Raw genomic sequence first — 15,316 nt, forward strand, 5'->3', positions numbered from 1 at the left:
GAACATCGGCCCACATCGTTCTGGTATCCCTGATAGAAACTTCAGGGGATTTTACCTAAGACCTTGAAAGGGATGGCCCTTACGGCGGGTCACTTTCGAAAAGCGCGAAAGTAACCAAAGCGCTCCTGCCCCACCACTCGGCACCTCGCCTAGGCTCGGTGTGCCCTCACTCCGGCATTGCTCCGTGGGCCCGCCGCGAAGGACCATCCATGGTCCAGCGCGGCTATCCCGGCATCCATGCCGGGATGCCCACTCCACAATGCCTGCGTTCGGCCAGCGTGGTTAACGGGGCGCCAAAATCTACGTCCACCGCGAGGCGGCCTAGTAGCCGACCTGGCTCTCCTGGTCGTACACCCGTCAAATCTGTTTGAGCAGGACCTGTGGGAGCAAAGCTTGCTCGCGAGGCGGCCTGACAGCCGACCTGGTTCTTTCCGGAGGTATGCCAATCAGATTTTGTGGGAGCGAGCCTGCCCGCGAAGAGGCCGACACATCCAACATTTTCATCGACTGAACCAATGCCTTCGCGAGCAAGCCCGCTCCCACAGGAGAAACGCAGTCCCACCAAGAAACAGGTCGGCTATAAGGCCGCCTCGCGGTGGACGTAGATTTTGGCGCCCCGTTAACCACGATGGCTGAACGCAGGCATTGGGCCGTGGGCATCCCGGCATGGATGCCGGAATAGCCGCGCTGGGCCATGGATGGCCCTTCGCGGCGGGCCCACGGAGCAATGCCGGAGTGAGGGCATGCCGAGCCTAGGCGAGGCACCGAGTGGTGGGGCAGGAGCGCTTTGGTTACTTTCGCGCTTTTCGAAAGTGACCCGCCGTAAGGGCGGAACCATAAGTAGCCGTTACCCAAAAAACGGATATACACATAAATCCCACGTATAAAAAAAACCCGCATCACTGCGGGTTTTCTCACAACCACAACGCTGAAGCCTTAGTTAACCTTAGCGTTCAACTCACCTTTCAGATAACGCTGATACATCGCTTCCAACGAGATCGGCTTGATCTTGGAGGCGTTGCCGGCAGTACCGAACGCTTCGTAACGCGCGATGCACACGTCGCGCATGGCCGTCACGGTCGCGCCGAAGAACTTACGCGGATCAAACTCACTCGGATTGGTCGCCATCAAACGACGCATCGCACCAGTAGAAGCCAGGCGCAGGTCGGTGTCGATGTTGACCTTGCGCACGCCGTACTTGATGCCTTCGACGATTTCTTCAACCGGCACGCCGTAGGTTTCTTTGATGTCGCCGCCGTACTGGTTGATGATCGCCAACCACTCTTGCGGAACCGAGGAAGAACCGTGCATCACCAGGTGGGTGTTGGGGATGCGCTTGTGGATTTCCTTGATGCGGTCGATGGCCAGCACGTCGCCGGTAGGTGGCTTGGTGAATTTGTAGGCGCCGTGGCTGGTGCCGATGGCGATGGCCAGGGCGTCGACCTGGGTTTTCTTGACGAAGTCCGCGGCTTCTTCCGGGTCGGTCAGCATCTGGCTGTGATCCAGCACGCCTTCGGCGCCGATGCCGTCTTCTTCACCGGCCATGCCGGTTTCCAGCGAGCCCAGGCAACCCAGTTCGCCTTCCACCGACACGCCGCAGGCGTGGGCCATGGCGACGGTTTGCTGGGTGACGCGAACGTTATATTCGTAGTCGGTCGGGGTCTTGCCGTCTTCGCCAAGGGAGCCGTCCATCATCACCGAGCTGAAGCCCAGTTGGATGGAGCGCTGGCAGACGTCAGGGCTGGTGCCGTGGTCCTGGTGCATGCACACCGGGATGTGCGGGAATTCTTCGATCGCCGCCAGGATCAGGTGACGCAGGAATGGCGCACCGGCATATTTACGGGCGCCGGCCGAAGCCTGGACGATCACCGGAGAGTCAGTCTTGTCAGCGGCTTCCATGATGGCGCGCATCTGCTCAAGGTTGTTGACGTTAAAGGCTGGAACGCCGTAGCCGAACTCGGCTGCGTGGTCCAGCATCTGACGCATGCTGATAAGTGCCATTAGTGTGTCTCTCCCGGTCGAGGGTCGTTAATCGTGCCAGCCTGCCGGAGCGGCGGCGGCTATTCAAGTCATTGCGGATCGGGGGTGGCCCCGGCCTGCGTGTTCGGTGTTGCAAAAATCTCATGTCTTGCACAGATCCCTGTGGGAGCGGGCTTGCTCGCGAATGCGGCTTAACATTCAACAGGGATGCAAGCTGACCCACTGCATTCGCGAGCAAGCCCGCTCCCACATCTGATCTATTTCCACATTAAATCTATGGTGTATCTGTTACTCGGCCTTGCAACCCCGGCCAATCAAGTCATTCGTGGCGACCCAATACACCAGGCCTTCCTCACCCTTGACGTGAAACGCCAGCATGTCATCGCTGTACAGCGAACCCGACGCGCCTGGTTCCTGCTTCAGGTGATAAACCTGCTCGGCACCGCCGAGGCGCACGTCGACTTCCTTGCGGGAATCGTCGGTATAACGCCAGAGCACCTTGGCCTGGCTGTCGCAGGTCCACGTTGTCCAGCCCTCTACTGAAGGCTCGGACGAACGAAACCGATCCAACTGCGCGCAACCGGCCAGCAACGCCAACGCCACAACGGCGATCAAGCCTTTCATCCGTGTTCCTCGACCGACAGCGCACGCCGCCAGCCATGAGTTAAGAGTCTGACCCGTCAAGGACAACCATGTTCCTTGGCCGGGGTTTGCGTCTCGTATTTATCCAGGCCATCCGGCCCCGAACGCTTGTTCAGCACCGGGTTGGTCTCGGCCTGCCAGTCGGCCTGGTAGCAGCCCTCTTCAGGCGCCGACGTCCCGGTTTCCGGGGCCGTGGCCTTCGGGCTGCTCGAACAGGCCACCAACAGCGTCGCCGTCAACAGCAACGTGAACGTCTTGACCATCAGAACACTCCTTTGCCTGATCAACGCAGCCTCAGGCCTTGGCCCGGCTTTCCAGGACTTCCACGGCCGGCAGCACTTTGCCTTCGACGAACTCGAGGAACGCGCCGCCACCGGTAGAAATGTAGGAGATCTGCTCGGCCACGCCATATTTATCGATGGCCGCCAGGGTGTCGCCGCCGCCCGCGATAGAGAACGCGCTGCTTTCGGCGATGGCATGGGCCAGTACTTTGGTGCCGTTGCCGAACTGGTCGAACTCGAACACACCAACCGGACCGTTCCACAGGATAGTCTGGGAAGATTTCAACAGTTCAGCGAAGTTGGCTGCAGTTTGCGGGCCAATGTCGAGGATCATGTCGTCTTCGGCCACGTCAGCGATCAGCTTGACGGTGGCGGTGGCGCTTTCAGCGAATTCCTTGGCAACCACCACGTCCACCGGCAACGGCACGCTGACCTTGGCGGCGATTTCACGGGCGGTGTCCAGCAGGTCCGGCTCGTAGAGGGATTTACCCACTGGGTGACCGGCCGCAGCGAGGAAGGTGTTGGCGATGCCGCCACCGACGATCAACTGGTTGCACACCTGACTCAGGCTGTTGAGCACGTCGAGCTTGGTGGAGACCTTGGAGCCGGCAACGATGGCGGCCATCGGTTGGGCCGGGGAGCCCAAGGCCTTGCCCAGTGCATCCAATTCAGCCGCCAGCAGCGGGCCGGCAGCGGCAACTTTGGCAAACTTCGCCACGCCGTGGGTCGAACCCTCGGCGCGGTGGGCGGTGCCGAACGCGTCCATCACGAACACGTCGCACAGGGCCGCGTATTGCTGGGCCAGTTCGTCGGCGTTCTTTTTCTCGCCCTTGTTGAAGCGCACGTTTTCGAACAGCACGACATCGCCGGCCTTCACGTCCACGCCACCCAAGTAGTCAGCCACCAACGGCACTTCACGGCCCAGGGCCTTGCTCAGGTAGTCAGCCACTGGCTTGAGGCTGTTCTCGGCCGAGAACTCGCCTTCGGTCGGACGGCCCAGGTGCGAGCAGACCATGACCGCCGCGCCTTTTTCCAGGGCCAGCTTGATGGTCGGCAGCGAAGCCAGGATGCGCGCGTCGCTGGTGACAACACCGTCCTTGACGGGAACGTTGAGGTCTTCGCGGATCAGTACGCGCTTACCTTGCAGATCGAGGTCGGACATCTTCAACACGGTCATGGGTCGCAATTCCTGGATAACTGTTTAGAGAGCAGGTTTGTTAGAAGCAGCAAGCGAAGTCGCTGTTTGCAGATAATGTTCAGCAACGTCCAGCATTCGGTTGGCAAACCCCCATTCGTTGTCGAACCAGGCCAGGATGTTCACAAGCCGCGGCCCGGAAACCCGAGTCTGGCTGGCATCGACAATGGCCGAATGAGGGTCATGGTTAAAATCACAGCTGGCGTGAGGCAACTCGGTGTAGGCCAGCAGGCCTTTGAGCGGGCCGCTGGTGGCGGCTTCGCGCAGGATCCGGTTGATCTCGGTGGCGTCGGTATCGCTCACGGTCTGCATCGTAATGTCGAGGCAGGACACGTTGACCGTCGGCACCCGCACGGCTTTGGCCTGAATTCGCCCCGCAAGTTCCGGCAGCAGCCGTTCAATGCCACGCGCCAGACCAGTGGACACCGGAATCACCGACTGGAACGCCGAACGGGTACGGCGCAAATCTTCATGGTGATAGGCATCGATCACCGGCTGATCATTCATCGCCGAGTGGATGGTGGTGATCGACACGTATTCCAGGCCAATGGCCTGGTCCAGCAGGCGCAACAGCGGCACGCCGCAATTGGTGGTGCAGGAGGCGTTGGACACCAGCAGCTCGGCGCCGGTCAGGCAATCCTGATTCACGCCATAAACGATGGTGGCGTCCACATCCGCTTCGCTGGCCATCGGCTGGGAGAACAGCACCCGTGGCGCACCAGCGGCGAGAAAACGCTGGCCGTCTTCGCGGGTGTGATAAGCACCGGAGCATTCGAGCACCAGATCGACGCCCAAGGACGCCCAATCGATGCCTTCGGGGGTGGCACTGCGCAGGACTTTCACGCAATCGCCATTAATATGCAGACAATCGCCCTCGACCCGCACTTCGCCGGGAAACCGGCCGTGGGTGGAGTCAAAGCGTGTCAGGTATTCGATGCTGGCCATGTCGGCCAGATCGTTGATCGCCACAATCTCGAACCCGGCCTTGGCCCCTCGCTCGAACAACGCACGCAAGACGCAACGACCAATCCGGCCGTAGCCGTTGAGTGCAACTTTGTAGGGACGCGGTTGGGGCATGAGGGTTCTCTGACCAGGGTGAATCCATGGAGTACAGCGCTGAATGTTCCGCAGTCATCGCGGGCAAGCCTTGCTCCCACAGGATGGCATTTTCCCAGTGGGAGCGTGCACATCCTGTGGGAGCAAGGCTTGCCCGCGATGGCGTCAGAACAGGCGATGCATTCCTGGACTTAGTCTTCCAGCAGCTCTTCAGCCTGACCCAGGATGTTTTCCAGGGTGAAGCCGAATTCCTCGAACAGCGCCGGCGCAGGCGCCGATTCGCCGTAAGTGGTCATGCCGATCACGCGGCCTTCCAGGCCCACGTACTTGTACCAGTAATCGGCATGAGCGGCCTCGATGGCGATCCGCGCGCTGACCTGCAGCGGCAATACCGCCTGCTTGTAGCCAGCGTCCTGGGCGTCGAACACGCTGGTGCACGGCATGGACACGACACGTACGTTGCGGCCCTGTTCGGTCAGTTTGTCGTAAGCCTGGACGGCCAGGCCGACTTCGGAACCGGTGGCGATCAGGATCAGTTCAGGCTCACCGATGCAGTCCTTGAGCACATAGCCACCACGGGTGATGTCGCCAATCTGGTCGGCATCGCGGTTCTGGTGCTGCAAGTTCTGACGGGAGAAGATCAGCGCCGATGGGCCATCTTTACGCTCGAGGGCGTATTTCCAGGCCACTGCCGATTCCACCGCATCGCATGGACGCCAGGTGTCCAGGTTCGGCGTGCAGCGCAGGCTTGCCAGCTGCTCGATCGGCTGGTGAGTCGGACCGTCTTCGCCCAGGCCGATGGAGTCGTGGGTGAACACATAGAGCACGCGTTTTTTCATCAGCGCCGACATGCGCACGGCGTTGCGGGCATATTCCATGAACATCAGGAAGGTCGCGCCGTAAGGCACCAGGCCGCCGTGCAGCGCCACGCCGTTCATGATCGCGCTCATGCCGAACTCGCGAACGCCGTAGTACATGTAGTTGCCGCTGGCATCTTCGGCGCTGACGCCTTTGCAGCCTTTCCACAGGGTCAGGTTGGAACCGGCCAGGTCGGCCGAACCGCCCAGCAATTCCGGCAGCAGCGGGCCAAAGGCGTTCAGGGTGTTCTGGCTGGCCTTGCGGCTGGCGATGGTTTCGCCCTTGGCCGCGACTTCAGCGATGTAGGCCGAGGCTTTTTCGGCGAAGTCGGCTGGCAGCTCGCCACTGAGGCGACGCACCAGTTCATTGGCCAACTCAGGGAATTCGGCGGAATAGGCGGCGAAACGCTGGTCCCATTCGGCTTCGAATGCACGGCCCTTTTCCTTGGCATCCCACTCGGCATAGATGTCGGCCGGGATTTCGAACGGGCCGTGGTTCCATTTCAACGCGGCGCGGGTCAGGGCGATTTCCTCGGCACCCAGTGGCGCGCCGTGGCAGTCTTCCTTGCCCTGCTTGTTCGGCGAGCCGAAACCGATGGTGGTCTTGCAGCAGATCAGGGTCGGCTGGGCGCTTTTGCGGGCCGTCTCGATGGCGGTCTTGATCTCTTCCGGATCGTGGCCGTCGACATTGCGGATCACCAGCCAGTTGTAGGCTTCGAAGCGCTTGGGGGTGTCGTCGGTGAACCAGCCTTCGACTTCGCCATCGATGGAGATGCCGTTGTCGTCGTAGAAGGCAATCAGCTTGTCCAGGCCCAAGGTGCCGGCCAGGGAGGCGACTTCGTGGGAAATGCCTTCCATCATGCAGCCATCACCCAGGAACACGTAGGTGTGGTGATCGACAACGTTATGACCCGGGCGGTTGAACTGCGCGGCCAGGACTTTTTCTGCCAGGGCAAAACCCACGGCGTTGGCCAGGCCTTGGCCCAATGGACCGGTGGTGGTTTCCACGCCTGGGGTGTAACCGTATTCCGGGTGGCCCGGGGTGCGGCTGTGCAACTGGCGGAAGTTCTTCAGGTCATCGATCGACAGGTCGTAGCCGGTCAGGTGCAGCAGCGAATAGATCAACATCGAGCCGTGGCCGTTGGACAGCACGAAGCGGTCACGGTCGGCGAAGGCTGGGTTGCTCGGGCTGTGCTTGAGGTAATCGCGCCAAAGCACCTCGGCGATATCCGCCATACCCATAGGGGCACCGGGATGGCCGCTGTTGGCTTTCTGCACGGCATCCATGCTGAGGGCACGAATGGCATTGGCACGCTCACGACGGCTGGGCATCGCTGATCTCCTGCGGGAATTGAATCGAGAATGAATAAAACGAAACTGAAAAAAGGCGAGCATTTTCCCTCACCCACCCGCCTGGGGGCAATGACAGATAGTCATCCAAAGGCGTTTTTCCGGTGGATAAAGTCCCTTTCTTCAAGTGAAACCTTTCCGCTGATGGGTTGTAGAGTCGAGCACGCTCTGGGAAGTGCCATTTATCGAGCAATATCAAAACTTTTTGATATTGACCTTGCGATGATCCATACCCCTCTCTAGACTGCCGCCCTATGAACTTACGCGTGCCTTCCATTCGCCATGACGATTGCGATGAGCTGGCGGCCCTTTGCAAGGCCGGCGGCGATCCGTTGCGGCTCAATGTATTGCGCGCCCTGGCCAACGATTCGTTCGGCGTGCTGGAACTGGCGCAGATCTTCGGCATCGGCCAGTCCGGCATGAGCCACCACCTCAAGGTCCTGGCCCAGGCCGACCTGGTGGCGACCCGCCGCGAAGGCAACGCGATTTTCTACCGCCGCGCCCTGCCCCACACCGATCTTTTGGGTGGCAAGCTGCACGCCGCGTTGTTGGAGGAAGTGGACGAACTGAATCTGCCCACCGACGTGCAGGCACGCATCGCCCAGGTGCATGGGCAGCGGGCCGCCGCCAGCCAGGACTTTTTCGCACGGGTGGCCGAGAAGTTTCGTGCCCAGCAAGACCTGATCGCAGGATTGCCGCAATACCGTGAGAGCGTCGTGGCGCTGCTCGATAAATTGAGCTTCGAGCCCAGCGCCACCGCCATCGAAGTCGGCCCCGGCGACGGCGCGTTTTTGCCGGAACTGGCGCGGCGCTTCAGCCAGGTGACGGCGCTGGACAACAGCCCGGCCATGCTCGAACTGGCGCGCCAGGTGTGCGAGCGCGAAACCTTGGCTAATGTCAGCCTGCAGCTGGCCGATGCCTTGGACGGTGTGAGCCTGCAGGCCGATTGCGTTGTATTGAACATGGTGCTTCACCACTTCGCCGCACCGGCCGACGCACTCCGGCACATGGCCGGCTTGCTGCAACCAGGCGGTAGCCTGTTGGTGACAGAGTTATGCAGCCACAACCAGAGTTGGGCCAGGGAGGCCTGCGGTGATCTCTGGTTGGGGTTTGAACAGGACGATTTGGCCCGTTGGGCCACCGCTGCGGGCCTCGTGCCCGGGGAAAGCCTCTATGTAGGCTTACGTAATGGTTTCCAGATCCAGGTCCGCCATTTTCAGCGACCGGCTGGCGACACTCACCATCGGTAACTTGTAGGAAAACATCGAGATGAGCGAATACTCCCTTTTCACCTCCGAGTCCGTGTCTGAAGGGCATCCGGACAAAATCGCCGACCAGATTTCTGATGCGGTGCTGGACGCCATCATTGCTGAAGACAAGTTCGCCCGCGTGGCGTGCGAGACTCTGGTGAAAACGGGCGTGGCGATCATCGCCGGCGAAGTCACCACCTCGGCCTGGGTCGACCTGGAACAGATCGTTCGCGACGTCATCCTGGGCATCGGCTACAACAGCTCCGACGTCGGTTTCGATGGCGCGACCTGCGGCGTGATGAACATCATCGGCAAGCAGTCGCCCGACATCAACCAAGGTGTTGATCGTGCCAAGCCCGAAGATCAGGGCGCCGGCGACCAGGGCCTGATGTTCGGCTACGCCAGCAACGAAACCGACGTGCTGATGCCAGCCCCGATCACCTTCTCGCACCAACTGGTTCAACGCCAGGCCGAAGCCCGTAAATCCGGTCTGTTGCCTTGGCTGCGCCCGGACGCCAAGTCCCAAGTGACCTGCCGTTACGAAGGCGGCAAGGTGGTCGGTATCGACGCCGTTGTACTGTCGACCCAGCACAACCCGGAAGTGTCCTACAAAGACCTGCGCGAAGGCGTGATGGAGCTGATCGTCAAGCACGTACTGCCTGCCGAGTTGCTGTCCAAGGACACTCAGTTCCACATCAACCCGACCGGGCAGTTCATCATCGGCGGCCCGGTGGGCGACTGCGGCCTGACCGGTCGCAAGATCATCGTCGACAGCTACGGCGGCATGGCCCGTCACGGCGGCGGCGCGTTCTCCGGCAAGGATCCATCGAAGGTTGACCGCTCGGCGGCCTATGCCGGTCGTTATGTCGCCAAGAACATCGTGGCTGCCGGCCTGGCCGAGCGCTGCGAGATTCAGGTGTCCTACGCCATTGGCGTCGCCCAGCCTACGTCGATCTCGCTGAACACCTTCGGCACCGGCAAGATCAGCGATGACAAGATCGTCAAGCTGGTTCGTGATGTGTTCGACCTGCGTCCATACGCCATCACCACCATGCTCGACCTGCTGCACCCGATGTACCAGGACACCGCAGCCTACGGTCACTTTGGCCGCACGCCGCAAACCAAGACGGTCGGTGACGATACCTTCACCACCTTCACCTGGGAAAAAACCGACCGCGCCGACGCCCTGCGCGCCGCTGCCGGCCTGTAAGGCCTGCTGTACGAAAAGCCCCTGGCGACCTCGTTGCCAGGGGCTTTTTCATGCCCGTGTTGTGGCGAGGGACCATCGAACTCAAGATCGGCGGGCCACCAGCAAAAACGAAGCCGCACTGGCCAGCAACCCCGCGCACATCCGATTGAACAGACGCTTGCCACTGGGCCGGGCAAACAGCCGCCGCGCATAAATGCCCATGTAGCAATACAACCCGATGGCGATGCACTCCAGCGCCAGGAACAGACCACCCAGCACGGCGAACTGCTGGGTAACGGTGCCCGCACGGTCGACGAACTGTGGCAGGAACGCAGTAAACAACAGGATCGCCTTCGGATTGCCGATCGCCACCAGGAATTCCTGGCGCGCCAGGCTGGTCATGCTCATCGACGTGACCGTTGCCTCGCCGCCCGCCTCGGGCTGCGCCCGCCACAACTGCACGGCGAGGTAGAACAGATAGCCGGCACCGACGAACTTGATCCCCAGGAACAACAGCTCCGAGGTGTGCAGCACAGCGGTCAGCCCTACTGCAGCCAAGGCAATCATGATTGCAAATGCCAATAGCCGACCGATGCCGCCGCTGCACGCCCGGACGAAGCCATAACGCGAGGCGTTACTGATGGACAGCAGGTTGTTCGGCCCTGGCGCCATGTTCAGCGCGAAGCAGGCCGGAATGAAAACGGCGAGGGTTGTCAGGTCCATCGGGGGCGCTCCTGGCAGAGGCGAATCGAAGGTCCATTCTGCACCGGCCTTTGATCGGTTCAAGGGACAGTTGCACGGCTAAATCACGCCGCACTGTACCGCCGCACCTTCGCCATCAGACGTTGCAAAATCCGGTAACGCTCCAGGCCTCGCACCTTGCGCCACAGTGGCTAGCCTTCAAGCACACCACCAAGCAAGGATGCTTCGATGCTGCCGTTACTCCGTACAATCGCCTGTTTCATGTTCATCGTTTCCCCCGTCCTCGCCACGCCCTGCCCCGATTGGCCCACCGAACGCGCCCAAGCGGAGATCATCGCGCTGCAGCAGCAAATCGACGCCTGGGATGACACGTATCACCGTCTCGGCCGCTCACTGGTAGCCGACGAACTGTACGATCAGTCCCGCCTGCAATTGGGCCAATGGCGCAGTTGTTTCGGTCTTGACGCACCAGGCAACCCTTTACGCTCGGCGGGTGGGAAGGTGCCGCACCCTGTCCTTCATACCGGCCTGGACAAACTGAAAGATGCCGATGCCGTGAAGGCCTGGTTGCACGGCCGGGCGGACGTCTGGGCCCAACCGAAAGTCGATGGTGTAGCGGTGACCCTGATCTATCGGGAGGGTCGCCTGCACCAGGCGATCAGCCGCGGCGATGGCGTCCAAGGGCAAGACTGGACCTGGGCGGTGCACAAGATCAGCAGCATCCCCCAACGGCTGCGCCAGCCTTTGGACCTGCTCGTTCAGGGCGAGCTGTACTGGCGACTGAACGCCCATGTCCAGGCCGCCAACGGTAGCCTCAACGCCCGGGCGACCGTGGCGGGCCTGATGGCGCGCACAAACCTGACCGCGCAAGAGGGCACGGACATCGGCCTGTTTGTCTGGGACTGGCCCGAAGGACCGGACACCTTGCCCGAGAGGATGGCCGCGCTAAGTGAGCTGGGCTTCGCTGACACCCTCGACTACAACCAGCCCGTCCAGACATTGACCGAGGCCCAACACTGGCGCGACCACTGGTATCGCACACCGCTGCCATTCGCCAGCGACGGGATCGTCCTGCGCCAGAGCCGCCGCCCTCCCGCCGACCGCTGGCAGGCCAGGGCGCCGTTCTGGAGCATGGCCTGGAAATACCCGTACGCCCAAGTCCTGGCCGAGGTGCGCAAGGTGCGTTTCAACGTCGGCCGTACCGGGCGCATCACGCCCGTGCTGGAGTTGGAGCCCGTCATGCTCGACGACCGGCGAATCCGCCGGGTGAGTGTCAGTTCCCTCAAGCGCTGGGAGGAGATGGACATCCGACCGGGCGATCGAGTCGCCATCAGCCTGGCCGGGCTGACCATTCCACGCCTCGACAGCGTCGTGCTGCGCAGCGTCGAGCGCCGGGACCTCAACGCCCCGACGGCAGCCGATTATCACTTCTTGAGTTGCTGGCAACCCACACCCGGTTGCGAAAGCCAGTTCCTCGCGCGCTTGAATTGGCTTAGCGGCAAGCACGGACTAGCCCTGCCCCATATAGGCCCGGGTACCTGGGAAAAACTCCTGGCCGCCGGCCAACTCGACGGATTACTCGATTGGTTGACCCTCGATGCCGCCGAGCTTGCTAACATTGCCGGCTTCGGCGAGCGCAGCAGCGCCCGCCTGCTCGCCAGCTTGCACAGTGCTCGGCAACGCCCTTTCGAGCAATGGCTCAAGGCCCTTGGCCTGCCGCCTGTCGGTCAAGCCCGACTGGAAGGGCCGTGGCAGAAGCTGGCCGAGCGCAACACCGAGCAATGGCAAGCCGAAGCCGGCATCGGGCCGGGACGCGCCGAGCAATTGAGCGCTTTTTTTCGCGACCCGCAGGTGTTGGCTTTGAGTGAAGTATTACGCACAGCCGGGGTCGACGGTTTTTGACTCAAACTCCGTGCAGTTGAACCCAAGGGGCAAACGTGCGTTCCAACAGCGCATCTGTACCGACCGCTCGCGAGCTTTTTTACGGAGTTGCTATGAATTTCCTGTCCCCCGTAGCCCTGCTGGTCTTATGCAGCGCCATGGCCGCCCCTTTACTGGCGGACGAGCAGACGCCGGAACTCACTGGCTGTGCGGCCAAGCGCCAGGGCATCATCAATCAGATCGAACTGGCCAAATCCCGTGGCAACAACGACCAGCAGGCCGGGTTGGAAACAGCGCTGAATGAAGTCACCACCCATTGCACCGACGCTTCCTTGCGCAAGGAGCGTGAAAACAAAGTGCTCGACGCCAAACATGAAGTCAGTCGGCGTCAGGCCGACCTGGAAAAAGCCATGAAAAAAGGCGACTCGGAGCGGATCAACAAACGCAAGGAAAAGCTGGCGGCCTCTCGCAAGGAACTGCAGGAAGCGGTGGATGAGCTGGATAAGTGAACATTGAAAAGATCGCAGGCTTCGCCAGCGCCTACAGGTTGAATGCAATCCCCTGTAGGCGCTGGCAAGGCCTGCGATCTTTCAAGGGATATCAATGATCCCGAAATTCTTTATGACAGGCACTGCACGCATCTTCGACCTTCTGCACCGCTGGCCCGAGGTAGCTGGCCTTGTAGGGCTGGACTTTGCTGGCGACCACCAATTCACCGGTGGCGGTTTCAAGACTGCGGGCCAGGTCCTGGAAACGCGTCTGTTGTTGCCAGACCGCATCCCTGGCACTGGTGTGGTCTTCCTCGCGTACTTGCGGGAAGTGTTTCCACGGTTCGCGGGAGAGTTGATCCAGTTGCGCCGCGCCCTCGGCGAAGCGCGCGCCGTCGAACGGAACGCGACCGCGCAGCATGCCGCCCAACTCTTCGTTGGTCTTGAGCATCTGCTTGAAAATCGCCTTGCGCTGGCCCAGGGGAGAGTTGGGATCGACGCCACCACAGGCGGACAGCATCAGGCAGGCCAGTACTGCCATGGAAAATCGTTTTACAAACATCTTGGCCTCGGGACAGGGAACGGCGGTTAGTATCCTCGGGTCATCGGTAAAGACCAATGACCCTATCAACAATACGGGTTGTTTGAGTGCCTGACAGCGCTCGAATGACTGCAAAGGAAATCTTCATGAACAGCCGCTTCAAGACCTGGCACAAAGGCCTGGCATTGACCCTACCGTTGATCGCAGTGCTGGCCGGCTGCAATCGCGGTGACAAGGTCGAAGAGCCTCAAACCCACGCCCTCGCCACGTATGTCAGCGCGCCATGGGAAGCCTTGCCGTCGGTGTCCGATGAAGACCTGCTGGCCGGTTTCGGCTCCTGGCGCAGCGCTTGCACCCGGCTCAAGGCTGATGCGACCTGGGGTCCGACCTGCGCGGCAGCGGCCAATGTGCCGCAGACCGCCCCGGATGTGCGCAATTTCCTGAAACAGAACCTGGACGTCTATGGCCTGCGCTCAGGAGACAACAGCCCCAACGGCCTGATTACCGGCTACTACGAGCCGGTCTACCCCGGCAGCCTCACCCAGACAGCCACCGCGAATATTCCGGTCTACGGCGTGCCGGACGACATGATCATTGTGTCGCTGGACAGCATCTACCCCGAACTCAAGGGCAAACGCCTGCGCGGTCGCCTCGAAGGCCGGGTACTCAAGCCCTACGACGACGCGGCCACCATCGAAACCAACGGGGTGAAAGCACCGGTGATTGCCTGGCTGACCGACCCGATGAACCTGCAGTTCCTGCAAATCCAAGGCTCGGGTCGCATCCGCCTCAATGACGGCCGCCAGTTGCGCATCGGCTATGCCGACCAGAACGGCCACCCTTACCGGCCCATCGGGCGCTGGCTGGTCGAACAGGGCGAACTGAAGAAAGAAGACGTGACCATGGGTACCATCAGTGCCTGGGCCAAGGCCAACCCGAACCGGATTCCCGAATTGCTGGGCAGCAATCCCAGCTACGTGTTTTTCAACCGCAACCCCGACAGCAACGAAGGCCCGCGGGGCTCATTGAATGTGCCACTGACCGCTGGCTACAGCGTGGCGGTGGATCGCAAGGTGATTCCACTGGGCAGCCTGTTGTGGCTATCGACCACGCGCCCCGATGGCAGCGCATTGAACCGGCCGGTCGCCGCCCAGGACACCGGCGGCGCAATTGCCGGCGAGGTGCGCGCGGACCTGTTCTGGGGCACGGGCGAGGCGGCGGGGCAATTGGCCGGGGACATGAAGCAACAGGGGCAGATCTGGATGTTGTGGCCCAAGGGCGCGGCGTTGCCGCAAGTGCCGCAGGTGGCGAATGCGGTTAGCGCCAATCCCTGAAGATGGGCTGACTGTACCGGCCCCCATCGCGAGCAAGCTCGCTCCCACAGGGAATCTCAGTGAACACCTGTTTTGTGTACACAGCCGATCCAATGTGTGGCCAGCTTGCTCGCGGTGGGGCCAGCACAGACACAGGGATTCAACCGTCAGGCTCAGACCGAAACGAAGAAGAAACTCAGTACCAACCCCACCCCCACGAACCACACCAGCGACCGCAAGATGTCCCAATCCGCCAGATAACAAATGATGTAAAGCAGGCGACTGGTGATGAACAGCACCGCCAGCACGTTGATGGTCACCAGCTCGGCATTGCCGGCCAAGTGCGCGACGATCACCGCGGCGGCGAAAAACGGGCTGATTTCAAAGCTGTTCAGTTGCGCGGCGTAAGCGCGCCGGGGAGCGCCTTCGAGTGTTTCCAGGAAGTCCCGAGGGTCGTGGTTATCTGCCAGCCTGTATTTGCCGCCGATCTTGGCGATAGCAATGCACAGGTAAGGCAGGAGAAAGGCAATCAAAATACACCACAGGGCAACCGTCATGACGCAGTTCCTTCTTTGAGTTTTATAGAGAATC

General features: G+C 61.2%; 15 protein-coding genes. 6 read left to right on the forward strand and 9 right to left on the reverse strand.

Annotation, left to right across the window (positions count from 1 at the left end; all coding sequences use genetic code 11):
- Positions 1–936 precede the first annotated feature (936 nt).
- The 6 genes from fba to tkt all read right to left on the reverse strand — a co-directional run bounded on the left by fba (position 937) and on the right by tkt (position 7,343).
- A complete protein-coding gene (gene fba / locus ACWNZ1_RS09995) occupies positions 937–2,001 on the reverse strand; it encodes a class II fructose-bisphosphate aldolase (RefSeq protein WP_003177554.1) in 1,065 nt (354 codons plus the stop codon).
- Positions 2,002–2,268: 267 nt separating this feature from the next.
- Positions 2,269–2,604, reverse strand: a complete 336-nt coding sequence (locus ACWNZ1_RS10000; protein ID WP_135847572.1) for an MliC family protein — start codon at positions 2,602–2,604, stop codon at positions 2,269–2,271.
- 56 nt (positions 2,605–2,660) lie between these two features.
- Positions 2,661–2,885, reverse strand: coding sequence for a hypothetical protein (locus ACWNZ1_RS10005; RefSeq protein WP_135847573.1), 225 nt, complete (start codon positions 2,883–2,885; stop codon positions 2,661–2,663).
- 31 nt (positions 2,886–2,916) lie between these two features.
- Entirely contained in the window at positions 2,917–4,080 is a 1,164-nt protein-coding gene (locus ACWNZ1_RS10010) for a phosphoglycerate kinase (RefSeq protein ID WP_135847574.1), read from the reverse strand.
- A 24-nt stretch (positions 4,081–4,104) separates the two neighbouring features.
- Positions 4,105–5,175 (reverse strand): erythrose-4-phosphate dehydrogenase, encoded by a 1,071-nt coding sequence (epd, locus tag ACWNZ1_RS10015; protein WP_135847575.1) that lies wholly within the window; start codon positions 5,173–5,175, stop codon positions 4,105–4,107.
- 170 nt (positions 5,176–5,345) lie between these two features.
- Positions 5,346–7,343, reverse strand: coding sequence for a transketolase (gene tkt, locus ACWNZ1_RS10020; protein ID WP_135847576.1), 1,998 nt, complete (start codon positions 7,341–7,343; stop codon positions 5,346–5,348).
- A gap of 30 nt (positions 7,344–7,373) precedes the next feature.
- Between tkt and ACWNZ1_RS10025 the strand changes: the two genes are divergently transcribed.
- The 3 genes from ACWNZ1_RS10025 to metK are packed head-to-tail and all read left to right on the forward strand — an operon-like array spanning position 7,374 to position 9,821.
- Positions 7,374–7,604, forward strand: coding sequence for a hypothetical protein (locus tag ACWNZ1_RS10025; RefSeq protein WP_135847577.1), 231 nt, complete (start codon positions 7,374–7,376; stop codon positions 7,602–7,604).
- 11 nt (positions 7,605–7,615) lie between these two features.
- Positions 7,616–8,611 (forward strand): ArsR/SmtB family transcription factor, encoded by a 996-nt coding sequence (locus ACWNZ1_RS10030; RefSeq protein ID WP_256453872.1) that lies wholly within the window; start codon positions 7,616–7,618, stop codon positions 8,609–8,611.
- Positions 8,612–8,630: 19 nt separating this feature from the next.
- Entirely contained in the window at positions 8,631–9,821 is a 1,191-nt protein-coding gene (metK, locus tag ACWNZ1_RS10035) for a methionine adenosyltransferase (RefSeq protein ID WP_135847579.1), read from the forward strand.
- Positions 9,822–9,902: 81 nt separating this feature from the next.
- Here the strand turns inward: metK and ACWNZ1_RS10040 are convergent, their stop codons facing one another.
- Complete coding sequence (locus tag ACWNZ1_RS10040; protein WP_135847580.1) at positions 9,903–10,523, reverse strand: LysE family translocator; 621 nt, start codon at positions 10,521–10,523, stop codon at positions 9,903–9,905.
- A 207-nt stretch (positions 10,524–10,730) separates the two neighbouring features.
- Between ACWNZ1_RS10040 and ligB the strand changes: the two genes are divergently transcribed.
- Both ligB and ACWNZ1_RS10050 read left to right on the forward strand, forming a co-directional pair.
- Complete coding sequence (ligB, locus tag ACWNZ1_RS10045) at positions 10,731–12,404, forward strand: NAD-dependent DNA ligase LigB (protein WP_135847581.1); 1,674 nt, start codon at positions 10,731–10,733, stop codon at positions 12,402–12,404.
- A 92-nt stretch (positions 12,405–12,496) separates the two neighbouring features.
- A complete protein-coding gene (locus tag ACWNZ1_RS10050) occupies positions 12,497–12,892 on the forward strand; it encodes a DUF1090 domain-containing protein (protein WP_135847582.1) in 396 nt (131 codons plus the stop codon).
- Between the two features lie 91 nt (positions 12,893–12,983).
- Here the strand turns inward: ACWNZ1_RS10050 and ACWNZ1_RS10055 are convergent, their stop codons facing one another.
- Complete coding sequence (locus ACWNZ1_RS10055) at positions 12,984–13,433, reverse strand: c-type cytochrome (protein WP_135847583.1); 450 nt, start codon at positions 13,431–13,433, stop codon at positions 12,984–12,986.
- Between the two features lie 125 nt (positions 13,434–13,558).
- Here ACWNZ1_RS10055 and mltA point away from each other — a divergent pair, with 125 nt between their 5' ends.
- Positions 13,559–14,746 (forward strand): murein transglycosylase A, encoded by a 1,188-nt coding sequence (gene mltA / locus ACWNZ1_RS10060; protein ID WP_135847584.1) that lies wholly within the window; start codon positions 13,559–13,561, stop codon positions 14,744–14,746.
- 152 nt (positions 14,747–14,898) lie between these two features.
- On the opposite strand, the gene ACWNZ1_RS10065 is transcribed toward mltA, so the two are convergent.
- Positions 14,899–15,282, reverse strand: a complete 384-nt coding sequence (locus ACWNZ1_RS10065) for an MAPEG family protein (protein WP_135847585.1) — start codon at positions 15,280–15,282, stop codon at positions 14,899–14,901.
- Positions 15,283–15,316 lie beyond the last annotated feature (34 nt).

The sequence above is a fragment of the Pseudomonas sp. CFBP 5748 genome (genome assembly GCF_053850495.1).